Origin of the sequence: Inquilinus ginsengisoli, assembly GCF_031453975.1 — a bacterium.
GTDB classification, from domain to species: domain Bacteria; phylum Pseudomonadota; class Alphaproteobacteria; order DSM-16000; family Inquilinaceae; genus Inquilinus; species Inquilinus ginsengisoli_A.
Map to the genome: position 1 here is coordinate 61,657 of NZ_JAVDPW010000009.1, position 23,601 is coordinate 85,257.

The 23,601-nt window shown below is 65.2% G+C and carries 29 protein-coding genes and 1 tRNA gene; 18 read left to right on the forward strand and 12 right to left on the reverse strand.

Annotation, left to right across the window (positions count from 1 at the left end):
* Position 1: 1 nt before the first annotated feature.
* The 8 genes from E9232_RS24275 to E9232_RS24310 all read left to right on the forward strand — a co-directional run bounded on the left by E9232_RS24275 (position 2) and on the right by E9232_RS24310 (position 9,548).
* The gene (locus E9232_RS24275) at positions 2-307 is read left to right on the forward strand and encodes a hypothetical protein (RefSeq protein ID WP_309798384.1); all 306 of its coding nucleotides are present in this window, start codon (positions 2-4) and stop codon (positions 305-307) included.
* Complete coding sequence (locus E9232_RS24280) at positions 270-650, forward strand: hypothetical protein (protein ID WP_309798385.1); 381 nt, start codon at positions 270-272, stop codon at positions 648-650. Before E9232_RS24275 ends, E9232_RS24280 begins: the two co-directional genes overlap by 38 nt.
* A gap of 1 nt (position 651) precedes the next feature.
* Positions 652-1,515, forward strand: coding sequence for a hypothetical protein (locus tag E9232_RS24285; protein WP_309798387.1), 864 nt, complete (start codon positions 652-654; stop codon positions 1,513-1,515).
* A gap of 9 nt (positions 1,516-1,524) precedes the next feature.
* Positions 1,525-3,495, forward strand: a complete 1,971-nt coding sequence (locus tag E9232_RS24290; RefSeq protein ID WP_309798389.1) for a hypothetical protein — start codon at positions 1,525-1,527, stop codon at positions 3,493-3,495.
* The gene (locus E9232_RS24295) at positions 3,495-5,606 is read left to right on the forward strand and encodes a hypothetical protein (RefSeq protein WP_309798391.1); all 2,112 of its coding nucleotides are present in this window, start codon (positions 3,495-3,497) and stop codon (positions 5,604-5,606) included. Before E9232_RS24290 ends, E9232_RS24295 begins: the two co-directional genes overlap by 1 nt.
* A gap of 191 nt (positions 5,607-5,797) precedes the next feature.
* A complete protein-coding gene (locus tag E9232_RS24300; protein ID WP_309798393.1) occupies positions 5,798-6,355 on the forward strand; it encodes a gp53-like domain-containing protein in 558 nt (185 codons plus the stop codon).
* A 2-nt stretch (positions 6,356-6,357) separates the two neighbouring features.
* The gene (locus E9232_RS24305) at positions 6,358-8,736 is read left to right on the forward strand and encodes a hypothetical protein (RefSeq protein WP_309798395.1); all 2,379 of its coding nucleotides are present in this window, start codon (positions 6,358-6,360) and stop codon (positions 8,734-8,736) included.
* Positions 8,736-9,548, forward strand: a complete 813-nt coding sequence (locus tag E9232_RS24310) for a hypothetical protein (protein WP_309798396.1) — start codon at positions 8,736-8,738, stop codon at positions 9,546-9,548. The genes E9232_RS24305 and E9232_RS24310 overlap by 1 nt, the downstream gene beginning before the upstream one ends.
* Positions 9,549-9,553: 5 nt before the next feature.
* On the opposite strand, the gene E9232_RS24315 is transcribed toward E9232_RS24310, so the two are convergent.
* On the reverse strand, positions 9,554-9,718 hold the full coding sequence (locus tag E9232_RS24315; RefSeq protein ID WP_309798398.1) for a hypothetical protein: 165 nt from the start codon (positions 9,716-9,718) through the stop codon (positions 9,554-9,556).
* A gap of 77 nt (positions 9,719-9,795) precedes the next feature.
* Positions 9,796-10,101 carry a hypothetical protein gene (locus tag E9232_RS24320; RefSeq protein ID WP_309798400.1) on the reverse strand — a complete coding sequence of 102 codons (306 nt, stop codon included), beginning with the start codon at positions 10,099-10,101 and terminating at the stop codon, positions 9,796-9,798.
* Between the two features lie 16 nt (positions 10,102-10,117).
* Here E9232_RS24320 and E9232_RS24325 point away from each other — a divergent pair, with 16 nt between their 5' ends.
* The 6 genes from E9232_RS24325 to E9232_RS24350 all read left to right on the forward strand — a co-directional run bounded on the left by E9232_RS24325 (position 10,118) and on the right by E9232_RS24350 (position 11,943).
* Entirely contained in the window at positions 10,118-10,456 is a 339-nt protein-coding gene (locus E9232_RS24325; protein ID WP_309798402.1) for a hypothetical protein, read from the forward strand.
* Entirely contained in the window at positions 10,453-10,728 is a 276-nt protein-coding gene (locus E9232_RS24330; protein WP_309798404.1) for a hypothetical protein, read from the forward strand. The genes E9232_RS24325 and E9232_RS24330 overlap by 4 nt, the downstream gene beginning before the upstream one ends.
* Before the next feature lie 44 nt (positions 10,729-10,772).
* On the forward strand, positions 10,773-11,222 hold the full coding sequence (locus tag E9232_RS24335; protein WP_309798406.1) for a structural protein: 450 nt from the start codon (positions 10,773-10,775) through the stop codon (positions 11,220-11,222).
* A complete protein-coding gene (locus E9232_RS24340; protein WP_309798408.1) occupies positions 11,219-11,440 on the forward strand; it encodes a hypothetical protein in 222 nt (73 codons plus the stop codon). Before E9232_RS24335 ends, E9232_RS24340 begins: the two co-directional genes overlap by 4 nt.
* Before the next feature lie 69 nt (positions 11,441-11,509).
* On the forward strand, positions 11,510-11,779 hold the full coding sequence (locus E9232_RS24345; protein ID WP_309798409.1) for a hypothetical protein: 270 nt from the start codon (positions 11,510-11,512) through the stop codon (positions 11,777-11,779).
* The gene (locus tag E9232_RS24350) at positions 11,776-11,943 is read left to right on the forward strand and encodes a hypothetical protein (protein ID WP_309798411.1); all 168 of its coding nucleotides are present in this window, start codon (positions 11,776-11,778) and stop codon (positions 11,941-11,943) included. Before E9232_RS24345 ends, E9232_RS24350 begins: the two co-directional genes overlap by 4 nt.
* A gap of 46 nt (positions 11,944-11,989) precedes the next feature.
* Here the strand turns inward: E9232_RS24350 and E9232_RS24355 are convergent, their stop codons facing one another.
* The 5 genes from E9232_RS24355 to E9232_RS24375 form a co-directional block, all read right to left on the reverse strand.
* Complete coding sequence (locus E9232_RS24355) at positions 11,990-12,496, reverse strand: hypothetical protein (protein ID WP_309798413.1); 507 nt, start codon at positions 12,494-12,496, stop codon at positions 11,990-11,992.
* 2 nt (positions 12,497-12,498) lie between these two features.
* Positions 12,499-12,948 (reverse strand): helix-turn-helix domain-containing protein, encoded by a 450-nt coding sequence (locus tag E9232_RS24360; protein ID WP_309798414.1) that lies wholly within the window; start codon positions 12,946-12,948, stop codon positions 12,499-12,501.
* 20 nt (positions 12,949-12,968) lie between these two features.
* Positions 12,969-13,385 carry a hypothetical protein gene (locus E9232_RS24365; protein ID WP_309798416.1) on the reverse strand — a complete coding sequence of 139 codons (417 nt, stop codon included), beginning with the start codon at positions 13,383-13,385 and terminating at the stop codon, positions 12,969-12,971.
* Between the two features lie 499 nt (positions 13,386-13,884).
* Positions 13,885-14,175, reverse strand: coding sequence for a hypothetical protein (locus E9232_RS24370; protein ID WP_309798418.1), 291 nt, complete (start codon positions 14,173-14,175; stop codon positions 13,885-13,887).
* 885 nt (positions 14,176-15,060) lie between these two features.
* Positions 15,061-15,639, reverse strand: coding sequence for a hypothetical protein (locus E9232_RS24375; protein ID WP_309798420.1), 579 nt, complete (start codon positions 15,637-15,639; stop codon positions 15,061-15,063).
* A gap of 790 nt (positions 15,640-16,429) precedes the next feature.
* On the opposite strand from E9232_RS24375, the gene E9232_RS24380 reads away from it, so the two are divergent.
* Positions 16,430-16,720 carry a hypothetical protein gene (locus E9232_RS24380; protein ID WP_309798422.1) on the forward strand — a complete coding sequence of 97 codons (291 nt, stop codon included), beginning with the start codon at positions 16,430-16,432 and terminating at the stop codon, positions 16,718-16,720.
* A gap of 218 nt (positions 16,721-16,938) precedes the next feature.
* Here E9232_RS24380 and E9232_RS24385 read toward each other — a convergent pair whose 3' ends face one another.
* From E9232_RS24385 to E9232_RS24400, 4 genes are all read right to left on the reverse strand, one after another.
* Positions 16,939-17,388 (reverse strand): thermonuclease family protein, encoded by a 450-nt coding sequence (locus E9232_RS24385; RefSeq protein WP_309798424.1) that lies wholly within the window; start codon positions 17,386-17,388, stop codon positions 16,939-16,941.
* Positions 17,389-17,414: 26 nt separating this feature from the next.
* Positions 17,415-17,672 carry a hypothetical protein gene (locus E9232_RS24390; protein ID WP_309798426.1) on the reverse strand — a complete coding sequence of 86 codons (258 nt, stop codon included), beginning with the start codon at positions 17,670-17,672 and terminating at the stop codon, positions 17,415-17,417.
* A 427-nt stretch (positions 17,673-18,099) separates the two neighbouring features.
* On the reverse strand, positions 18,100-18,876 hold the full coding sequence (locus tag E9232_RS24395) for a DNA-processing protein DprA (protein ID WP_309798428.1): 777 nt from the start codon (positions 18,874-18,876) through the stop codon (positions 18,100-18,102).
* Positions 18,877-19,141: 265 nt separating this feature from the next.
* Positions 19,142-19,216 (reverse strand) — tRNA-Val (locus E9232_RS24400).
* 138 nt (positions 19,217-19,354) lie between these two features.
* Here E9232_RS24400 and E9232_RS24405 point away from each other — a divergent pair.
* Positions 19,355-20,236, forward strand: a complete 882-nt coding sequence (locus E9232_RS24405) for an N-formylglutamate amidohydrolase (protein WP_309798430.1) — start codon at positions 19,355-19,357, stop codon at positions 20,234-20,236.
* A gap of 204 nt (positions 20,237-20,440) precedes the next feature.
* Positions 20,441-21,994, forward strand: coding sequence for a calcium-binding protein (locus E9232_RS24410; RefSeq protein ID WP_309798432.1), 1,554 nt, complete (start codon positions 20,441-20,443; stop codon positions 21,992-21,994).
* Positions 21,995-22,333: 339 nt separating this feature from the next.
* Here the strand turns inward: E9232_RS24410 and nth are convergent, their stop codons facing one another.
* On the reverse strand, positions 22,334-22,978 hold the full coding sequence (gene nth / locus E9232_RS24415) for an endonuclease III (RefSeq protein ID WP_309798434.1): 645 nt from the start codon (positions 22,976-22,978) through the stop codon (positions 22,334-22,336).
* A gap of 16 nt (positions 22,979-22,994) precedes the next feature.
* Here nth and E9232_RS24420 point away from each other — a divergent pair, with 16 nt between their 5' ends.
* Entirely contained in the window at positions 22,995-23,585 is a 591-nt protein-coding gene (locus tag E9232_RS24420; protein WP_309798436.1) for a DUF2244 domain-containing protein, read from the forward strand.
* Positions 23,586-23,601: the final 16 nt, after the last annotated feature.

Below are 23,601 nucleotides of genomic sequence, written 5' to 3' on the forward strand. Positions count from 1 at the left end.
CGTGTTCCGCCTCGCTTCCGTTGCCGGCGCGTCACCTCGCGACCTGGCGCAGATCTGCAACGAGCTTCGCGACGGCAAAATCAATGCAACGGGGACGGTGACGTTGACGCCGAGCGCGACGGCGACCGTCGTGCTGGATCCGAGAGTGTCGATCGAGACCGTCATCCTGCTGATGCCACTGACGGCCGATGCCGCGGCGGCACATGCCACCACCTGGGTTTCCGCGCAGGACAGCGGGACCTTCACCCTGACACACGCGAGCACTGTCAGTGCGGATCAAAGCTTCCGATACGCAGCACTTGGCTAGCGAGTGGCGGCGCGTTGTCGGCTGGCTTGTTCCTGCGATCGAAATGGGCGGCACGCATCGTCCGGCGGACGTGCTGGACCTGGTCATCTCGGGTCACGCGCAGCTGTGGGCCAACGAGGACGCCGCGGGCGTCACGCAGCTCGTGCCGACGCCCCTCGCGAACATCTGCCGGTACTGGCTCGGCGGCGGCGAGATGTCCGCCTTGAAGGCGCTGGACGAGCCGATTGAGGCATGGGCGCGCGAGCAGGGATGCACGCGCATCGAGATTCAAGGGCGGCGGGGATGGGAGCGGGCGTTGCGCGGCTACGAGTGCCGCGGCGTCGTGCTGACGAGGGAGTTGTAAAATGGGTGGTGGCAGCCAGACGAGCAAGACGGAGTCGGCGCCGTGGAAGCCAATCCAGGGTGAACTGTCTGATGCCGCCAATCAGGTGCAGCACGGATGGCGTGATGCCTATGCGGCGGGGCCGACGCCCACGTCGCCGTACATGCAGCAGGGATGGGATGCCATTGCGGGCCAGGTCAACAACCAGGGCTCGCTGCTGAACAACACGCTCGGGCTGGCCAACAATACCGTCCAGGGCAACTACCTCAGCGCCGGCAACCCGTATTTCCAGCAGGCGTATCAGGGGGCTGCCGACCAGGCGACGCGGGCCTACAGCAGCGCGGTCGACCCGGCGATGCGACAGTACCAAAGCCAGATGGATCAGAATCTGTCGCAGTGGAAGAACGCCATCTCGCCCGGAATCGATGCGCAGTTTGCGGCCGGCGGGCGGCTGGGATCCGGCCTGTTCGCCAACGCCCGGAACGAGGGCGAAACCAATGTCGCGCGCCAGTTCAGCGACGCGCAGTCGAACCAGGCGCAGTACTTGGCGGACAGCAACGACGCGCTGGCCAGGAACCTGACCAGCACGGCCGGCAACATGGCCTATCAGAACTACGGCGATGAGCGCGCCCGGCAGAATGCGGCCATGCAGCAGGCCCCGGCTCTGTCGACGCTGCCGGGCGGGATCCTGCAGCAGATCGGTCAGCAGCAGATGGATGCGCAGAACGCTCAGAAGCAGTGGTCGCTGAACCTGGGGCAGCAGTACGTCGGGGGGCTGGCCCCGCTCATGGGCGCCGGGGGCACTTCGACGACAAAGCAGCCCGGGCAGAACCCGTGGCTGCAGGCCCTTGGCCTGGGGCTGCAGGGCGCGGCGATGTTCGTCTGAGGCGGTGACATGGGTCTCCTGGACTGGTTGGTCGACCGCAATCCGAATGCGGCACCGATCCCGCTCGACTATCAGCCGAACAAGTCTCTGGCTCCCGGCGTTCCGCGCCCCGGCGCCATCCCGATGGCTGATGCGCCGGCCGTCATCCCCGACTGGCAGCGGCGCCTAGAGAAGCGGGAGAGCGGATTCAATCCGGGCGCCAAGAACGACTTGGGCTATTTCGGGCTCTATCAGTTCGGTACCCCGGCCGCCTCGGACGCGGGCTTCTACACACCTGCACCTGGAGAGAGGAAGAACGCCTGGCAGGGGACCTTCAACGTTCCCGGCTTCCCTCAGGTCCGGACGGCACAGGATTTCGCTTCCAGCCCTGATGCACAGCGCTCCGCATTCGGCATGTGGACCGCTTATCTCGACGACGAGGCCAAGCGGCTCGGGCTCGACAAGTACATCGGCCAGACCGTCAACGGCGTCCCGGTGACACGAGAGGGCCTGCTGACGGGGATGCATATCGGCGGGCCCGGGGGCGTCAAGGCATTCCTGACCGGCGGCGATGATCGCAGCGACAAAAACGGGACATCGGTCGGCGACTATATGCGCATGGGCGCGGGTGTCGGTGGCAGTACCGGCGGTGACACGGCGATCGGCGGCGTCGGCCAGGACAAGATTGCGCCTCAAGCGGCGGGAGGAAATGGAATGGCCGGACAGGGCTTGCTCAATCTGCCGCCGGAGGTCACGCAAGGGCTTCTCGGTTCGTACGAGCCGACATGGCAGGACAAGGTGGGGGCGCTGCTGTCCGGCGCGGGCGGGGCGCTGGCTTCGTCTGGTGGCGGACAGAATTGGGGCGCTGCCGGCTCTCAGGCGATGCAGGCTGCCTATCGCGATCGTCGGGCGCAGGGGCAGCGCGGGCGCAGCGACAAGGCCATGCAGTCGCTTGTGGCGGCCAACCCGCAGTTGGGCGCCATCGCGGCTCTTGGCGGTCCCGAGATGCTCGCGCAGGTCCTCGCGAAAAAGATGATTCCGGGCGATCCGCAGACCATGATGAACGTCGGCGGTCGGGTGTACGACCCGAACACGCGGCAGTTCGTGACCGAGGCGCCGCCTCCGGAGGCTCCGCAGGCCATCCGCACGCTGCAGGCGCTGGGGGTGGATCCGTCGACCCTGACGCCGGAGCAGCGCCTGCAGATGGGCGGTATCACTCCGCAGAAGCCGGACAAGCCGGAGTACCGCGAGGTCGGTGGCAGGCTGGTGCAGGTCGGCCCGACCGGCGTCCAGGACGTCACGCCGGAGAGCATCCGCGCCAAACCTCCGGAGTCCACTGAACTGGGCAAACTCCAGGCTGAGCGTGCGGCCTTGCCGCCGGGCGACCCGCGCATCGCTGAATACGACGCGAGGATCGGCGCCATGGGCAAAACCGGCGGCGTCACCGTCAACAACTTCCCCGCGGAGATCGGAGCCCGCCTCGGGCTGGGCAACCAGTTCCTGGACAACGACCTGCCGGAGATCCGCAAGCAGATCGACGCCGGGGCTCTGGAGGGGCTGGGCTCTCGGGCGCAGATGGCCCTGGGCGCCGGCACTCCAGGCCGCATCGTGGCGCGCATTCAGACCGGTGTGGATGCCCTGCGGCGCAATCTGACCGGCGCCGGCATGAACGCGGCCGAGGTCGATGAGTATGTCGGCCGGTATCTGCCGACGTCCACCGACGGTGCCACCACGATCAAGTCGAAGCTGGATGGCTTGGAGGCTGACCTGATCGCCTCCCGCGAGGGGGTGCTGGCTGCCAAGGGCGGCGGCAACCCCGTGGCGATCAGCGGGGCCCCGTCGAGCGCCGCGCCCCTGCGAGCCGCGCCGTCGGCTCCCGCTGCGCCTGTTCCGATGCCGGCGGCGCCTTCGGGAGGCCCTGTGCCGGGCACGGTCGAGATGGGATACCGCTTCAAGGGCGGCAATCCGGCCGATCCGAACTCCTGGGAGAAGGTCCAGTAATGGCCGGTCCTTGGGAGAAATACGCACAGCCGCAGACGGCACCCGTCGAGGCTGGGCCGTGGGCAAAGTACGCCGCTGCGCCAGCGCAGGAAGAGGCCCCGGCCGTTTCTCCGCTCGATGCGATGCGCGAGCGCCAGGCGCAGATGTTTGCGCAGCGGGTGGAGGCCGGCAAGGATCAGATGCGCGGTCTGATCGATCCGCGGATGCAGAGCGCCGTGATGCAGGGCGCCACGCTCGGCGGCGCGGATGAGGCGCTGGGTGGCATCGCGGGCGCCATCGGCGGCACGATCGGGGACGCGATCAACGGCCGTGCGCCATCCATCAGCCGGCTCGGCGAAAACATCGGCCAGGGCGTCGACCTGGAGCGTCAGAATGTCCACGGGTTCGAGCAGGATCATCCTGGCCTTTCGGCTGGCGCGACGGTCGGGGGCGGGCTGCTGCTGGGTGCACCGTTCGCAGGTGCGCTGAAGCAGGCGCCGGGCCTCGCCATGAAGTTGCTGCAGGGCACGCTCCTTGGCGGCGGGGCAGGCGCTACCGCGGGCTTCCTGAGCGGCGAGGGCGGCATAGAGAGCCGTCTGGCAGGCGCCGGCACTGGCGCGGCTGTCGGCGGCCTCCTTGGCGCCGCCATCCCCGCCACTGGCGCGCTCGTGCGCAAGGGCTCCGATGCCTTCAAGACGCTGTTCCGCATGCGGCCGGCTGAGGAGCAGGCCAACCGCCTGATGGCTACCGCCCTGCGCCGTGACAGCCTGGATCCGACCACAGCCAGCGCGCAGATGGCGAAGGCCGGCGACCAGCCGGTGGCGCCCGCTGACCTCGGCCCGAACATGCAGCGCCTGCTCGGTTCAGCCTATCGCGCGCCCGGGCAGGGCAGGGCGCAGATCAGCGAATTACTGGACGCACGCGGCGCGCTTCGGCCGCAGCGTCTGGGCGACATCATCCGCCAGAGCTTCGGCAACCAGGACGACTTCTACTCGACGATCGACAGCCTGCAGAAGGTCCAGAGCGCCAACGCGAAGCCGCTCTATGACGCGCTCCGCAAGGCCGATCCGGCGACCTTCAACACCGACGAAATGAAGGAGATCCTCAACACGCCGGCCGGTATGCGCGCGATCAACGCTGCCGAGCAGCGGGCGAAGAACCTGCGCGAGCCTTTCCCGCAGCTTCTGGAGAATGTCACCGATCCGGCGACGGGCGAGACGATGCTGAAGGTGACGAAGATCCCGAACTTCGAGGCGCTGGACCAGGTCAAGCGCAGCCTGGACAACATCATCGAGGATGCGCGCGACCCCATCTCCGGCAAGATCCCGTCCGAGGTCCGCGATATCGTCCGGGTCCGGGGTGACCTGATCGACGAAATGGACGCCGTAACGTCGGCCAGCCCGGGGGATCCTGCGTCCTCCCTCTACCGTCAGGCCCGCGGCGCCTTTGCCGGCCCGGCGCAGAGCCAGGATGCGCTTTGGCTCGGGCGCGACATCGCCAAGGGTGGGGGCGACCTTGAGCCACTCCTGCGCAAGTTCGGCAAGCTGTCCGATGCCGATAAGGACATGGCGCGCCTGGGCGTCGCGCGCCAGCTCGCCGAGATGGTCAGCCGCGGCAGCGAAACGCGCAACCAGGCGCTGGGCTTCCTGTCGCCGCAGATGCGGGGGCGCCTCGAGGCGATCTTCCCAGATCGCGCCAGCTACGAGGCGCTTGAGGACGCGGTCCGTCGCGAGAGCCAGATGGTCGGGACCGACAGGGCGGCGCGGTCGGGTTCGCAGACGGCGGAGCGCCTGACCGAGGATGCCGATCAGGGCGCGCAGCTCGCCAACCTCGGCGAGATGGCGCAGATCGGTGAATCCCTGCTGTCGATGAACCCCATGCGCATTGCGCGGACGGGGATCGGCGTGGCCGCCAGGCGCGCACAGGGTATGAGCGAGCCGGTCTCGAAGGAGTTGGCCCAGCGTCTGCTGGCGAGCGATCCGGCAGCCCGCGCGCAGGTCATGCAGCAGCTTCAGCAGCAGATGTTCACGCCGAAGCCGCAGCGGCCTATCGCAGGGCTGCTTTCAGGAGAAGCGCGAGTAGCGATACCAGGGCTACTGGGATCATATACCGCCCCAACAGCCAACCGTTGACCAGCCAGTCATCACGCAACTTGTCGTCGTAGTCGACGATGAAGTGCTGCGGGTGTTCATCACGCGGCTTGGCGAACACTGACAAGTCGCCGAGGCGGAACGGCTTCGGTTCAGCTTGGTTGTCGGGCATCCGTAAAATCTAGCACATCCGCCCCGCCTTCAGCAGCGGGCTTTTTGCGTTGAGAGGGGCCATGCCAGTCTACACCGACTACAGCGCCGTCCCGGCCGACAACAACACCCCTCCGCCGGTCGGCGCCCCGGAGGGCATGCCGCCTTCGTCGGTGAACGATGCCATGCGCTACCACATGGCAGTGACCCGCATCCTTGGCGACAACACCGTCAAACAGGGCGGGTCCGCTGGGATGGCGGACAACGATGTCCATATCGGACTGGCCCTCGACGGCAGCGGCCTCCTCGCTCATGTCGACTCAGGGGCAATGGGCAAGATTTGGACCGACAGCATCGCCCCCGCTACAGATTCGACGATGACGTTGCCCAATGGCGTCAAGTTCCTCTGGCAGTCAATCACGGTATCGACCAATGGATCTGGAGTGGGAACGGTGGTCTTCCCGGCTGCCTTTTCTGCCAATCCCGTTGTGATTGTCTGCAATGGCGAGGCGGGGTCGCGACCGAATACCAGCCTGAGTGTCCTCGGGTTTAGCGCGTCTTCATTCCAGTTTGTGGCCAATCCCAGCACGCCGAGCGCCCTGTTCCGCGTGAATTACATCGCCATCGGCCCGGGGGTCTGAGCATGTCCTCTTCCATTGATCCGACCAAGCCGGCTACCGGCGCGGCGACCACGCAGAGCGTTCGCGACAACTTCGCGGCGGCCAAGGCTGAAATCGAGACGCTGCAGGGCACCGCAACGACGCTGTCCGGCCGCATCACGACAAACGAAGCGGACATCAACGCCGCTGAGTCGTCCATCGCCATCAACGCGTCCAGCATCAGTTCGACGAACGCCGCAGTCGGCACGCTGAGCAACCGCGTCACGGCGATCGAGGCGACGCCGCCCGGGACGGACACGATTTACCGCGCCACCAAAGCGGCGCTGGACGCGGACCTGGCTCACGATCCAGATACGGGCGCCATCCTGACGAACGATCCGACGCCGGCATTCAACAACCCCACGATCTGGCGGAAGGTCGGCGCGAGCGGCACGGGATCGTGGGCTCAGAGCGTCGACCGGCTGTCTCCCATGCAGGCCGGCATCGACGCCAACACGGCAACCCTGGTGCCGTTCACCACCAACATCAAGCCGACCGACACCACGACACTGCCGCAGGGCACGTTCGGGACGATCTTCAAGGACGTGGGCGGCCTGGTCGCTGGCGGCTTGGACAGCAATCTCGACTGGTGGTTCTTCTCCAAACTGCACACGCAGGGCGGCGAGCAGATCGGCGCGTCGACCGACCCGAATGTCATCTTTCAGGTCAACGATCTGAATGGCAACGTGGCGCTGCGCATCTCGGCCGACGGCCATTCGGACTTCATCCCCGGCTCGGGCGGCACGACCGCGGCGGCTCCGCCTGCGCTTGGCGCCGACATCGTCCATATCATCCTGCGCGGCCAGAGCCTTTGGCAGGGTGCAGAGTCCATCCCGGCCGTGTCGACGCCGGCGCTTGGCTATGGCGGCCTGATGTTCGGGGGCTACGGCGTCCGGACCTGGGGCATTGATTCCCCGCTCGACCCCACGCTGCGCCCGGATGCCAAGTTCAACTTGGTGCCGCTGGCCGAGAGCGACAGCAGCGGGGTTGGCGAGACGATCGCCAGCGGGTTGGTCGCGCAGCTCAAAGACATGATCGTTGGTCACTACAAGACCGGCTCGCGCAGCGCCGGGCAACAGATCCTCTGCAGCTTCGCCGATCAGGGCGGCCGGCTCCTGGATGAGATCCGGAAGACGCCGACAGTTCCGGACGGCCTCGGCGCCTACTATGCCACGGCGATCGATGACGTCCGCCGGGCCTTCACTGCCGCGCAGCTTCTGGGCAAGTCCTACGCGGTTCTCCTGGTCGACTTCGGACAGGGCGAGGCCAACGGCAACCCCCAGATGGTCCGTGGTGGGCCGATCCTCCCTTGGGCGACGTTCTGGCCACAGTACCGCGATCAGCTGCTGCAGTTCCGCACCGACATGGAGACCGACATCAAGGCGATCACTGGCCAGGCTGGCCGGATCCCGTTGGTGTCGTATCTGACCGAGGGCCCGGTCACCAGCCATGCCCAGATCATGGCCGGCGACGCCGAGCCGGGCCTGGTCCAGGTCGTGGGGCCTCACTACGACACCCCGACGGCGCTCAACAGCCATTACGGGTCGCCGGTCGTTCACGGCAACGAGATCCACCGCGCGGCGGATGGCACGCGGCTGATCGGGTGCCGCCATGGCAAATGGATTGCGCGTCAATATCTCCACGGCGAGCGGATCATCCCGCACCGGATCACCGGGGCGCGCTATATCGGCTCCAACCAGATCCTCGTCGACCTGCAGGTCCCGCGGCCTCCCGTCGTGATCGATACGACCTGGCTACCCGCGCAGACCGCCGCCATGGGGTTCTCCATCTGGTCGGGCGTTGGGGAAACGGCGACGCTTAACGTCGCGGTCACCAAGGTTGAGGTCGCCGGGCCGGCTCAGCTCAAGCTGACGCTCGCGGGGGCTCTGCCTGCCAGCCCGCATCTCCACTACGCCAGGCTGGCGACAACGGACCCGATCGCCCTGCCGCTCCTGGCCTACCAGGACGGCCTCGGGGCCATCTTCGGGTATGCGACCAAGGAGCTGGTGTTCGCGGGGCTGATCAAGTCGACCCTCCAGCCGTTGGTGAACGAGGGGTGCTTCTACGCCAACAACACGACCGCGCCGCGGGTCATGAACCGCGCCCTGATCATTCGCGACGTCCAGGAGGTCGCGGGGCAGACGAAACTGATCGGGCAGGTCAACGAACTCGGCGTCGGGGCCGCCTTCCTGCCCGGCGACATCATCTGCCCGATGCGCGGCGACCCCTACGGCAACATCCGGGACAGCGACAACGAGTATTGCCCGCTGACCTTCAGCGACAGCGCCTACGGCACGCGGGCCGGGCAGCGGTATCCGATGTGGAACTGGCTCTCAACCGACCTCGATGTGGAGATCTTGTAATGAAAATCATCTCGTCCATCGCCGCGACCCGCACCGATCTCCCCATTGACGGCGTCCGTGGATTCCCGCTGTCCAACCTGGCAGGCCTGTACCTCTTCGACGGGACGGACTCGACCTCGAACATCAAGAACTGGGCTCCGGCCGGCGGCACGACCGCCACGGCGTTCGGCGGCGATTCTCTCGATGCCGTGTCGCTGCTGACCAATGGCGGCATCAACATCAAGGCGACCGCCAATATTCCCGGCCCCACCGTGGACTGGACGGCGCCGTGGTCGGCCATCTGGCAGGGTAGGGTCAACCAGCCGACCAACCCTGCCGGCGCCGCGCCGTGGACCAGCATGTTCATCGGCTGCGAGCAGACCACGACCCGCGGCATGATCGTCTACCAGACGGTCGGCACGAGCTACCCCACCAGCACGACGCCGGTTACCGCGACCATCCGCCAGAGCGTGAACGCCACACAGGGCGGCGTCACAGGCGGCCCGTCAGCTCCTGGGCTCGTTTACACCTCCATGGTGACGTGCTGCCTGCGGTTCGACGGCAATGTGACTGCCGACGCCATCTTCATGCGCGGTGGCACCATCGTCTCGACGATCAGCAAGACCGACGTCAACAAGACCGGCATGGTGACGAACGCCTCCTCCGTGGTGCAGACGAACATGAAGCACACGGCGGGCAGCGCGAGCGTCAGCTACACCCGTGGCGACCTCTCGCTGGAGGGCTTCACCGTCTATACCGAGTACGTGACCAACGCGAAGCTCAGCGTCATCGACCAGGCGCTGAGCGCCATCCGCGCAGCCCGCGGGCGCTGAACTGCCTATCGCTTCTGCGGCTCCTTGATTGCCTGCTTCACCAGAACCTCGATGCCCAAGCGTATTTGGCGCAAATCGTCAGCCATGGCCTCCAATGCTTCGATCTGACGGGCCTCTGGTGTCATCGCAGCACGGCGCTCGGCCACGGTTTGGCGCTTCACGATGGTCATTAAATCCTCCCATGAAATGGCCGGATGATCGCAGATCGGCGACGCCAAGTCGAAATAGCCAATACCCACTGCGGCGCTTAGTTCACGGTGTCATTACCGTCGTGGCGGGAGGCGGGGCCCGGGATCTCCTTGATAAACGCATCCTTTGAAGACCACTTGTGGTCCTGACCGCAATGCAGGCATTGCGACTCCATGTTTCTGTAACTGTTGTCGCCTTCCATCGTTTTCTTGTTGGTGTTGATACCTGTGTGGAAGTCGAGGCCTGTCACAGGGCACTTGACGTAGATCCCGCCCATGAGAAATCGCTCCATCAATATTTTCTGCCAATAGCGACAGTCTATCACCACCAGCCCGCCCGGCAATCCCGGCGCGGGCTTTTTCATGTGCGGAGGGGCCTGAATGTCAGACACCGGAAAGAAGGCCGATTGGAGCTACCGCATCCTCATGGTGGTCATGACGGCCGCCATTGGGTGGGGGGTGAACTGGATCGGCGAGAAGGTCGAGACGCTGGGCAGCCTGCCGGGCCAGGTCCGCAAGATCGGCGACGACCAGACGGCGCTCAAGGTGTCGGTCGACGACGTGAAGAAGGCGCAGGAGGAGATGAAGCGCACGCAGTCCGGGTTCGCCACCGGCGAGCAGGTGGGGACGCTGCGCAGCGATGTCGACAAGCTGACCGGCCGCGTCGACACGATGGAGACCACCGTCAACAGCCTAGTCAAGCCAGCGCGGCCGCGATGAGGGCGCTCCTGCTGCTGCTCGCTCTCGCCGCCTGCGGAGACGCCGCGACCGCGCCGCCCACTATGGCGCCGGTGGACATGCCGCGGGCACCGCGCGGCATCGCCCTGCAGTGCGCCGTCGAGTTCGAGCCGATCGTGCTGCCGACCACCACGGCGGAGCAGGTCGAGGGCCGGCAGCGCGACAGGGAAGCGGCGCGCCAAGCGATCGAGACATGCGACGGGCGGAGGTCCAGGGCCGTCCGGCATATTAGGCGCCTCGGCGCCACCGAGTGAACCAGCCCCGCCTCAAGCGGGGCTTTCCATTTCAGGAGGCCGTCATGACCGCCGCCCGAGGCATCCGCAACAACAACCCGGGGAACATCGATCGAGGCAAGCCGCCGACAAAGTGGCTTGGCCTGGCGTCGCCGGCCGAGATGACGCCGGAACAGAAGGCCGAGAGCCGGTTCGCCGTCTTCCGCTCGCCGGAGTACGGCATCCGGGCGCTGGCCAAACTGCTCCAGACCTATCAGTCCAAGCACGGGCTGAAGACCGTCCGCAGCATCATCGACCGCTGGGCGCCGCCGTCGGAGAACGTCACCAGCGCATATGTCGCCGCGGTCGCGAAGGGCGTGGGTGTCGGGCCCGACGACACGGTCGACGTGCGGCACTACGCAACCGCGGCAGCGCTCGTCGCCGCCATCATCGCGCATGAGAACTCCGGGTTCCGGTATGCGCCGGCCGTGCTCGGTAAGGGGTTGGTGCTGGCCGGGGTGAAGCCGGACGCATGAGGCTCCCGGGCAACTGCCTGCTGGCGGCTGTCGTCGCCGCGATCTGCGGCAGGCGCTTCCGCCAATGCAGGAACCCGGCCGGCCGGCTGCACTTCTACTGGCTCGACCGGACCGGCGCCGCCTGGGAGTTCTATAAGCAGGGCGCCAGCAAGAAGACCTACATGCAGAACGCTTTATATCTCGGCGAGGTCCGGCGGAACCCGAAGCTGGACACCTGACCGCTCCCCCACCGATCCGTTCAACCCGCCCGCCTCGAGCGGGCTTTTTGCTGCCCAAGGAGGGCTCTCATGGAGACCGTGACCCGTAACTGGACCGACCTTTCACGCAAGGTCATCGGCGCCGTGGCCGGGGCGATCGTCGCCGGCACCGCGACCGTGTCGGGCCTGGATCAGGTGATCCTCTGGCTGTGGAACGGCGTGGCCGGCCTGGCCGGTACCGGCGCCGAGATGCCTGTCTCCGTCGCCGCTGTCATCGGGACCGCGCTGGGCGCCTTCATCGGCGGCTATCTGCCGAGGGAGAAGCTGGCGTCGACCGCCGAAGTGAAGCCGACGCCGTGATCCGCATCGCACTCGCCGTGGCCCTGCTCCTGCTGTGCGCGGTCGGGGCTGCGGTGCTGTGCTGCGGCTGGTCGAGGCGGCGCAGGCACAGGCGCATCCGGGAGGAGCATGAGGCGGAGGCGGTGCGGACGCTGGAGGACTGGGCCAGGCTGCGCGGGATGTGAATTGGTGAGTGGCCGCGGCGTCAGCCGGGCTCCACCGGCGCGGCCGTCAGGATCTGATGGTCGGCAGAACAGGCAGGCCGGTGTTCGACTCCCAACTCAGCTGGCTCACATGGGCACGGAAGTAGGGATAGGCGGCAAACCGGCCGATCCTGCGCATGAAGGCTTCGACGGCCGCCTTGTTCATCTCCTTGATGCCGGAGTAGATGACAAGATAGGAACAGTCAACGCTCAGGACAATCTTTCTCTTGCAGCGAACATCGATCTTGAAATCGATGTTCGACATCGCCGCGCCTTGCTCGGGGCTATAGCTATAATTGACGAGGTCCCAGTCATAGCCGTGTTTAAGGCTGTCCGGGCGTTCCTTCATGCAGCGCCAATAATCAGGCTTCACGTCGAAGGCGCTGGAGACAAGGATGATCTGTGCAAGCTCCGCAGAGCCCGCGACGGCGTTATAGTCGTCGCGGGTGTATACGGGCTCCACCGGCGCTTCGACATTCGCCGTGGTTTCCGGCACCGTGGCTTCCGGCTCGCTGGGCTTGGGCGTGCGGGCCATCCTCAGGCGGCGTCCGTGAGGCACTCGTCCGCACCGTTGTCGTTGCCGGGACCTTCCCGCCAGCTGGACCTGCCGTCGGACAGGCGCGCGATCTCAATCCAGAGTTCGAACCCGCCCTTGGTCTGCCGGCGTTGGGGCGCAGTGTCGCCGAATTCAGCCTCATAGGCTTCGCGATCGCTCGCCAGCCGATCCTCGACGGTGGGGTTGGAAAGGCGGCAGGTCTCGCCCATCGCCGCGAAGATGCGCGCCACGGTGCGCAGGCGCAGATCGTGCGCATCGTCAGCGAACATCTGCGAGACGCGGGCCGGCGACACGTCGAGCGCGCGCGCGAGATCCGCCTGGGTCCAGCCCTTCACGTTCATGAGGGTCTGGATGCAGAACTGCACATCGACGACGAACGCCTCCTCGGCTTCGATGATCTCAGCTCTATCGGTCGACGTCATCTTGCCCATCGCACTATTCCTCCCCAAAATCACACGGCTTCACAAATCTGGCGCATAGAATGGGCCGCCTTCGCAAGCAACGCCTGGTCTGCGGCGTTATTCTTCTTGCTGGGGTCGACGCAAACGCCGATGAAATACCGATTTTTGTCAATAGTCATCTGATGCCCATAGACCCTAAACTGCCGCACCTTGAGAGCCTCGATCATGATCTTTCGGCCGTTGGTTTCGCCAGTTGGCCACCTGCCCTCGTTCGCGAACTGCTTGTTCGGCAGGTGTTGCGGTCCATAGTCGGCCAACTTGCCCATGATACCTTTCAGACGGCCCTTGCGCTTTGTGTCGAGACCGTCGATGGCAGCCTCGACCTCGGTGGTGACCAGGATGGACATCACGGTGCCAACGCGCAGCGGCTTTAGTGCCGCAATGAGGTCGGTTTTTCGGGGCGCCATTCTAGCCGGTTCTGTTAAGGAATATATTAACTCTATGGGGCGGGAAAAGGGCAAGACGGAATTCACGTCGAACATGCCGCAGCGTCGGAAACGATCGACCCGTCCGGATATACGAACGCGTCGACTGACGCTGTTTTGGGTCGGCGCTACGCAACATTCGAGCGAAATGATAGAACGGTACATCAGCTATGATCAACCGGTTGGTGGATCATGTCGCCAAAAGTGGAGCGGGTGATGATCCGAAGGGGGTAGGAAGTGACTTCCTGCAGGGTGCGCCGCCGTGCGGCCCTACCCCTCGACGGCTGCCTCCGCCGCGGCCTTGGCAGCCCGCTCGATTGAGGTGTGATCTGGCCCTGGTTCCGGACCGATCTTCCAGATGAGCTGGATCACGCCAGTTCGAGAGACCTTGAACCGGGCGCTATACGGCGGGCAGGCGACGGTCCCCTCGGAGCCGTCCCATTTCACCGCCCAGTCGGCGGGGTCAAAGCCGTTGGCTTGGTCACCCTCCGCGGTCGCCCTGACAAGCGTTCTCCAGCGCATCCCTGGCGGCCGCTTCGGCGGCTTGGCGCATCCGTTCGAAATCGGCGCCTTCGGACCAGTTCGATCCGACGTAATTGATATGCAGCGAATCGTCTGAAGTGCGACCGCCGAAGACTCCATGAACTGTTCCGCAGAGGACCGATCCGCCGCGGCCCAGTGGTTGCAACACAACCGTCCAGTCTGCCTTGTCATACCCGCTGGCCATGATCCCCCCATCCAACAAGGCGCCATGTTTGAATGAGGCGTTCAAGGAATTGGTTCCGAAGGAGACTGCAACGGATCGCGCGTCGTGAGATCCCGCCACGAGTCTCTGTGATCGACGTCGAGATGCCTCGTTCGCGCGGTGATCATGGCACGATCAGTAGCCGGCCACGCCGGCTACCCCTTCACCATCTGAAACACAGCGTCCTTCGCGGCTCTCTCCAAAGGCCCAGCCGGTGCGGCGCGATCCGACACAGGCCGGGCCTCGGGCCGCCGCGGTGGGGGAACTCTGGCGACCAGCGGCATTCGAACATTCCGAGGCGGGAACGTCTAGTCAGTCGTTCGGGGCATGGAGCCCCGGGGCCGTCGCCTCATAAAAACCTGCTAGCGAACCGTAAGGCGATATATCCATAGATCGCCCCACTTATCCTGTCGACCTATACCGCATTCATAATCTCCCCGGATCCAATTCTGATCCTTGTGCTCCAAAGATCTAATCCGAGCCCAAATTCTGCAGTTGTCCACCGATCCGACGTCCATCTGCCTCTGATCTATGGTCAGATTTTCTCTATAAGGATAGTAGAATGCGTCAACGTATTCCCATGGGGCTGGATCGTTGGGCCAGATCCAGTTTGCTATCGTGGTGTTCGGGCTGCCGAATATTGACCATATCCCATAAATCAGCGGGATCAGCAGCAGCAGTTCCCACGAGTCGTCTGACGACGACGGCATAATATTCCCCCGAGAATAGGGGATAATCTCAGATCGCTTACCCGAAGTCTAATCCAATTCCGGGGGGCGCCAGGCCTCCGCCGATCTTCATCGCCATCGAGTCGAAGTCGCTCCATTCGCTTCCTGGCTTCCGCCGGCGCCCGCGAACCACATTGCCGGACGATGACGCCGGCCGATCGCCTGAGATCGACCTGGGAGGCCGTCAGTGTGCCTTCTTCTGTCGCGTCGACCTGAAGTAGCCCTTCGGCGGGCTCACGTTCCGTACCACCCGGGACGGTCTGCCGGCTTTGTGAGCGGCTTTTTCTTCCATGCGCTCCAATCGGCGCTCCTCTTCCCGAGCCTCGCGAGCCTCCTTGAGCAACCCCAGGCCTCGCTGGATCTCGTCGCGGCCCGCCAATTCTTGCAGTCGCTGTCCGATCAGCCGCGAGGCCGCAACCTGCAGCGAGCCGCGGACTATCATCTCTTCGCCCTCGGTCTTGGTCCGGTCGGGATACTGCATGCGCTCCAGCGCATCGTAATCCATCCCCACATCGAGCATGCGCCTGACCTTGTCGACGCTAGGCCCGATCTTTGCGACCTTCCGATATGCGTCGAGCGTCTTTACATACTCTCGGGCAGCGAGTTCCAACTCCTCAGCATCTCCCGCCCCACGGGTGATCCGCATGGCGTTCGCGGCAAGGTGCTGTAGAGCGAGGCGCACTTGTTGCTCGGCCCGAACGCGGACCTTCTCCGCGCGCCGGCGTTCGATCTCTTCTTCCGGCGTTTCGCTAACGACGCGCATCGGCTGCCTCCTGCCCGAAATCAGCCTAAACGAGGGCGGACATGTACGCCACGGCGTGATGGCTGATCCATCGACCGCGTTGCTGGCAGTCTTTCGCCCCATCAGCGTCGTTGATTGATCGGCCTAAATCCGGCGCCAGCTCCGCGTCAGAGACGGATCGGAAGCAAGTTGGCGGCGAGCCGGGCGCACCCTGGTAGGAGACGCGCTCGCATTGGCCGCGGGCAGGATGCGCCAAGACCTCGATAGGCGCTGCTCAGGGCCCAAATTATATTTAATGCAGTAGTATTATCCGCGCGCTCCGGTCCTATAATCCGTTCCAAGAGGAAGCGTCGGGGTTTAGGAGCCGGCTCGGACGATTCTCACGTAGGCCATCGAGCGGTCAGAATATGATCCAAAACGCCAATGGTTTGACCCTTCCCGGCGCTTCCTGAACAGCACTCAAGGTGGCCATAATCATCAGGAGGTAGGAGCCGTCCACTGGGACGAACAGCGGACCGGACGAAGACCGGGCGTTTTGGGAATTTCATCTGGATTGCGCCCGGGACCGCGCCTGCCCCTCGCCACCGCCATTGGCTATCGCATATGATGCGTTGATATGAGGAGCAGCGGCGGGGTGTGTTTCTGAGGCGCAGCCCCGCCGCCAAATCGACGGACCCGGTAGCAGCCGGGACCTTCCAACAACGGCTTTTCTGGAGCCATTGATGACGCTTGCCAATGTGCCCAGTTTGGGTACGCTTTTCAACATGGCGTTTGGCCGCGGCCGTACTCTTGGCCGCAGAGAGGCCGAGGTATGAGCGTCGCAGCGAAGGCCCAGCCTCTCACGAAAGCCCCCTGCGACCCCGCCGAAATCGACGCCGATGCGTTCATCGATCGAATGATTGGCCTCGGATGGGAGCCGTGGATGGTCCTCCATGCCGACGGACGTCCCTCTTTTGGAACCCGGTTGCTCAGCCGGCCATCCGACTTGGTCGGACCGATCGAGCGCAGTCGGCTTGAGAAGCTGTGGTTGGGGACCGCCGCGCGCCGCGACGCGGTCAAGATCGCATTGGACGTTAGGGGGCTGCTGTATCGCGCAGCCTAAGCCGCGTTCGCCAGGACGGAACAAATCCAAAACGCGAGCCAGGATTTTGTGCCGGTTCGTTCCCTTTCTGATCACGGCGGTAACGCCTCCGATCCGGCCAAGCCATTGATTCAGCTGGATTGAAAATCCGGGAACAAGCTCGGTGCAGCGGTTCCTTAGGGAGTGCTCGCCGCTAGATCTTTTCATACATCGAGAGACCGCCATGAGAGGGCGGTGTCCTAGTGCCGGCCCTCTTGCCTGAACCGTGCCGGCGCCTCGCAGTTCGCATCCCCGGCCCAGACGCCGCGCTTGGCGCGCTCGGCCTCCTCCTGCGCCGGCAGATAGGCGTTCCGACTGTACCGCGGCAATGCCCAAGCCCAGCCGCTGCGCACCATGGCGTCGCCGATGCTCTGCCGGCCGGCCCAGCACTCAGCGACGGTCCGTCCGTATCGGTCCCGGTCTCGCGTCCGGCAGCTCAGTTCGCCGCCGGCGAGTATGGCGGTCAGCCCCTCGGTCGCCTCGGCGCCGATCGCGCGCTCGCGACCGTCGATCATGCAGGTCTGGCCGCGCTCGGGCGCATCGAAGCCCCAAAGCCGGATCCGCTCGCCGTCGAGGCGGATCGTGTCGCCGTCGACGACCTGGACCGCGGCGAGGGCGGGGGAAGGGAGGAGCAGAGCAATGAGGATCAATATCGAGCGCAAAGCTAATGCAGATCTCAGTTGCCTGATGAAAGAAAATCCTGGAGGGAGATTCCACCAAACCAATCCTCCGGCAACCTGATCTCGAACGGTTCGATGTTGAACACGACAGGCTGTTCGTCTTCGGGGAGCAGGCTTCGCACGGCGGCGATTGCTCCTCGAACTGAGTACCCATTTTCTCGCAGCAAATTGTAGCCGGCAATGAAATGCGAGCCCGTAGTCACCACATCATCAAACAGGACAATTTGGCCCTTAGGGTCCCCGGTCAGCCTCATCTGTGCCTTCAAAGCGTAGGGGTCGCGTGACCCTCCCTTATGGGAGGGGTCCATCGCCTTTGCCCATCTAAGGCATGGAAGCATTTGGACGTCCCCATTTGAAGCCTGCGCCACCCTTTCCGCCAAGATCGCCGTTCGGAATGGGGTGCTGTTGCCGACTACAGCACTAGAATTGGGGATCGGCACAAGCGTGATCGGGCGATCGTGAATGCGCCGTAAGCGACCAACGGCCCATCGAGCGAATTCGCCCAGAACCACATCAGAGTTTCCGGGGCCGATTCCGATTTTTATTCCAGAAACCGGGAATTTGTACTCACGAGTTACCCTCTCTCCCTTTACGGTCTTCTTAAAGAAGTTTGCTGAATAATCCTCGTCGCGCCACTTGACACCGTCCGTCCAGGTACGCGACGCGCAAAACGCATGTATCTTAATCGGCATCTAAAATGTTGCTCGCCCGCAATACCGCCAAAACGTCATCGGTTCGTTCAAGCACATAGCAATTTGGCTTGCCGACAAACTTGCCCGGCCAGCTCAAGGACCTATTCTCTGCCACAGCCTTGGCAATGAATAGTGGTCGACCAATGCGCATACATTCTGCAGCCTGATGAAGAGTTCCAGAAGTATCTGAAGCTTCTATAACGATAGTGGCGTCCGACATCACTGCCATTAACCTGTTCCGAGTGGGGAAATTGGCTTTGAATACGGAAGCCCCGACCCCGAACTGCGAGATCAAGAGATGATCTAAATAAACTGTCTCCTGAAGTTCCGAATTCTCGGCAGGATACGCTTGCGTGATCGGAGTGCCAATCACACCGATCGTTCTGCCGTCGTGCCGGATGGCCGAGGTCATTGCCTCTGTATCAACGCCGCGGGCCAAGCCTGAGACGACGACGATGCCGTAAGGAACCAATTCCTTTGCAATCCGTCGCGCTCGTGCAGCGCCCTCAAAGGATACCTCGCGAGTACCGATGATCGCTACTGACGGCGCGGCCGCCAAACTGAGATCTCCGGCGCAGTGGAGGATTTGGTCGCCGTAATCGCCTCTCTGCAGATCGCCGCCAAGCTTGAGCTGGCGCACCTTCGCATTGAGGCGATTTGTTCCACGAATCAGGGAATTGAGCGACACGTCCTGGACGGTTGAAGGAGGCGTATATTTGCTTCGCTTCACTGAATGTCCCGCAGCATGGGCCAATGTAACCGCCATAGGCATCCCCTCTTCCGCCTGGCGACCGCGCACCTGCGTCGAATCACTACATTCTGCATTTCGGGGTCGCATATGCAACTAGAGTTTGCGTTGTCAAGGTCTCTGCGCATCGAGCACGTTTTCTCGCGCTGAACGAACCTACCGGGAACATCCGTGTGTCAAAGTTGTGCCAATCTCCTGGCACGTTCCTGCGCTGTTCTGCATGACTCTGCGGGTCCCCCGGGAGGGGATGGCTCTCTAAGCCTTTGATTTCCTGGAGGTCCGGTGGTGGGCGCGACAGGGATTGAACCTGTGACCCCTACGATGTCAACGTAGTGCTCTCCCGCTGAGCTACGCGCCCGGCACCGGGAAGGACGACCGAAGCCGGTCGTCCGCGGGAGCGCCGATGTAGCATCATCCCCTGGAGGGTGCAAGCGTCAAACCATATAGCTCAACTGGCACCGTCGACAGCCCTCGGGCGCTGGGATATGACGGTGGCATGGATGGTCAACTCGCCTCGCAGTCGCCGGCGTCCGACGCGGTGGCGATCGCCCTGCCGTCGGGCCCCCGCCTTCCCGTCGTCGTCGCCTCGCCGCACAGCGGCCGCGACTACCCGAGGGCGTTCCTCGACGCCGCGCGGCTCGACCCGCACACGCTGCGCCGGTCCGAGGACGGCTTCGTCGACGAGATCTTCGGCGAGGTGCCGGCGCGTGGCGTGCCGCTGCTGCGCGCGCTGTTCCCGCGCGCCTTCCTCGACGTCAACCGCGAGGCCTTCGAGCTCGACCCCGAGATGTTCGACGATGCGCTGCCGGGCTGGGTCAACACCCGCTCGCCGCGCGTCGTCGCCGGGCTCGGCACCATCGCCCGCATCGTCGCCCAGGGGAAGGACATCTACCGCGGCAAGCTGCGCTTCGCCGAGGCGGTGGAGCGGGTCGAGCGCTACTACACCCCCTATCACGCCGCGCTGCGCCGGCTGGTCGACGAGACCCGGACCGAATTCGGCCGCACCATCCTGCTCGATGCGCATTCGATGCCGTCGCAGGGCGCCTCGCGCACGCCCGGCGGCCGCTCGGTCGACATCGTGCTGGGCGACTGCTACGGCAGCGCCTGCGCCCCCGCGGTGACCGAGGCGGCCGAGCAGTGGCTGACCGGCTGCGGCTACGCCGTCACCCGCAACACCCCCTATGCCGGCGGTTTCACCACCCGGCATTACGGCCGGCCGCGCGCGGGCGTCCATGCGCTGCAGATCGAGCTGAACCGGGCGCTGTATATGGAAGAGGCGACGCTGGCCCCGACCAAGGGCCTCGCCCGGCTGACGGCCGACATGACGGATTTCGTCGCCGCCCTGGGCGCCATCGAGCCCGAGGCGCTGCTGCGCTGACGCCGCAGGAGAGGTGCTGAGCGATCGCGGACAGGTGATGCGGTCTGCTGCATAAGATGCCAAATCGGGATCCTTAAGAATTTGTTGGGCAATCTCTGAATTGCCAAAGATTTCATATGTCACCCGATAGATCTCGCGTGACATCATCGGGTAACCCGGCTCCCCGAGGTTCAGAACCTCAACAACATCTGCGGGAGCAAGGCGATGAGCCTTCTGCATGGAACCAACGGCGACGATGTTCTGACGGGCTCCGATTCAGCAGACCTGGTGCTGGGGGAGGACGGCAACGACACCATCGCGGGCAATGCCGGCAATGACCACCTGTTCGGTGGGGCCGGCGACGACAATATCAACACCGGCGCCGGCGACGACATCGTCCATGGCGGCACCGGCAACGACACCATTGGTGGCATGGCTGGCCACGACATCGTCTTCGGCGACGCCGGCGACGATGTGATCGCCTGGAACGATCCGACCGGCGACACCGTCTTCGGCGGTGCCGGCAACGACCACATCATCGGCAGCGACACCGCGGCCGACATCAGCCATGGCGGCGATGGCGACGACGTCATCCAGGCCTTCACCACCACCGCCGCGAACGCCACCGCGGGCGACCACCTGTTCGGCGGCAACGGCAATGACACCCTGATCGGTGGCGACGGCAACGACGTCATCCAGGGCGGCAACGGCGACGACACCATCACCGGCAATGGCGGTGTCGACCACCTCTCCGGCGGGGCCGGCGACGACACCATCAACGCCGGCGCGGGCGACGACATCGTCCATGGCGGCAGCGGTGCCGACCACATCGGCGGCATGGCCGGCCACGACACCGTCTTCGGCGATGCCGGCGACGACGTCATCGCCTGGAACGACCCGACCGGGGACACCGTCTTCGGCGGCGACGGCAACGACACCATCACCGGCAGCGACGTCGCGGCCGACGTGATCTTCGGCGGCGCGGGCGACGATGTCCTCCAGGGCTTCACCACCACCGCCGCGGCGGCCACCGGTGCCGACCGGATCGATGGCGGCGACGGCAACGACACGATCATCGGCGGCAGCGGCGCGGACCGGATCGACGGCGGCAACGGCAATGACAATATCAGCGGCGGCGACGGTGCCGACCACCTGAACGGCGGGGCCGGGGACGACACCATCAACACCGGCGCGGGCGACGACATCGTCCATGGCGGCGACGGTGCCGACCACATCGGCGGCATGGCCGGCCACGACACCGTGTTCGGCGACGGCGGTGACGACGTCATCCAGTGGAACGACGCCACCGGCGACACCGTCTTCGGCGGTGCCGGCAACGACCAGATTATCGGCAGCGACACCGCGTCCGACATCAGCCATGGCGGCGACGGCGACGACCTGGTCCAGGCCTTCACCACCACCGCGGCGAACGCCACCGCCGGGGACCAGCTGTTCGGCGACGCCGGCAACGACCGGGTCATCGGCGGCGACGGGGCCGACCACATCGAGGGCGGCGCCGGCAACGACATCCTCACCGGCAATGGCGGCGCGGACACCTTCACCTTCCACAATCTTCAGGCCGGCAACGACACCATCACCGACTTCAACGTGAACCAGGACCGGATCAGCCTGGTCGGCTTCGGTCACGGTTTCGACCCGCTGGCGCATCTCAGCGACAGCGCGGATGGCGCCGTGCTGGATCTCGGCGGCGGCAACCACGTCACCCTGGAACATGTCGAGGCCGCCCACCTCACGGCCGCGGACTTCGTGTTCGTCTGACGCCCCTCGCGGTGCTCCCCCCACCGCGATGGGCCTGAGGTTCGGCGACTCGGCATGGCTCCCCCCACCCCGGAATGGGATTCCCCCATCCCTTCCCGGGTGGGGGGAGCTTCCGTTCGGGATCCAGCCCGTATTTCTCACACTCCCTGCGTCCTGTGCCGGTTCAAAATGCCGACGGGGCAGGAGAGCGGCGCAGCGCGATGCGGTGGCATCGGGCCAGCCGTTCGACGCACCCTGTCGGCATTTTCAACCGGCCCGAAGGGTCGTCTTGCGGCGGCCCGCCCCGCATCCGACTCACCGCAAGACGACGCAGGGTGTAGGGAGTGTGAGAAATGCGGGCTAGGCGGGAAGCGTGACCGTCTTGTCCGGCCAGGCGCACAGGTCGGTGACCACGCAGCCGGGGCACAGCGGCTTGCGCGCCTTGCAGGTGTAGCGGCCGTGCAGGATCAGCCAGTGATGCGCGTGCCGCTTCCAGCGGTCCGGCGTCACCCGCTCCAGCACCTTCTCGACCGCGTCCGGCGTCTTGCCGGGGGCCAGGCCGGTGCGGTTCGAGACCCGGAAGATATGGGTGTCGACGGCGATGGTCGGCTCGCCGAAGGCGACGTTGAGCACCACATTGGCGGTCTTGCGGCCGACGCCCGGCAGCGCCTCCAGCGCGGCGCGGTCGCGCGGCACCTCGCCGCCATGCTGCCGCAGCAGGATCTGCGACAGCGCGATGACGTTCTTGGCCTTCGTGTTGTAAAGGCCGATGGTGCGGATGTAGCGCGACAGCCCCTCGACCCCCAGCGCCGCGATCTTTTCCGGCGTGTCGGCGACGGCGTAGAGCGGGCCGGTGGCCTTGTTCACCCCGACATCGGTCGCCTGGGCGGACAGCACCACCGCGACCAGCAGGGTGAAGGGGCTGTGATAGATCAGCTCGGTCTCCGGCTCCGGCGTGCGGGCGGCGAGGCGGGCGTAGAAATCGTCGATGGCGGCGGGCTTCATGCGGCGCAGCCTAGCGATGCGAGGGCGCTTCGACCATTGCCATGCGGCGGGCCAGCACTATGCTTTCGGCATGCGCAGCAGCAGCCTCACCCGGATCGGCGCCACCGGCGCCGTCGCGGATCCCGGTCCGATCCTGTTCGAACGCCTGCTGCGTCCCAAGCGCAGCCTCGGCCGGGTCGGGTTTTGGATCGTCATCGGCGTGGTCGGCGCCACCAGCCTGTTCAACGGCCTGCTGTTCCTGGCGCTCGGCGCCTGGCCGGTGTTCGGCTTCTACGGCCTCGACGCGCTGCTGCTGTATTTCCTGATGCGGCTGAACCTGCGCCGGGCCGAGCGCAGCTGGGAGACCATCCGCCTGACCGCGGAGCGGCTGGTGATCGAGCATGGCGACCATCGCGGCGTGTCGCACCGGATCGAGCTGCAGCCCTATTGGCTGCGCGTCGCGGTCGACCGCAGCGAGGTCGGGCAGAACCGCATCACCCTGGCCAGCCACGGCCAGCGCATCGGCATCGGCGGCTTCCTGGCGCCGGCCGACCGCGCCGGGCTGGCGCGCGACCTGTCGGCGGCGCTGGACCGGCTGCGCGGCGGGGCCGGGCCGGACGAAGACTGACGCCGAAGGAGAGGTT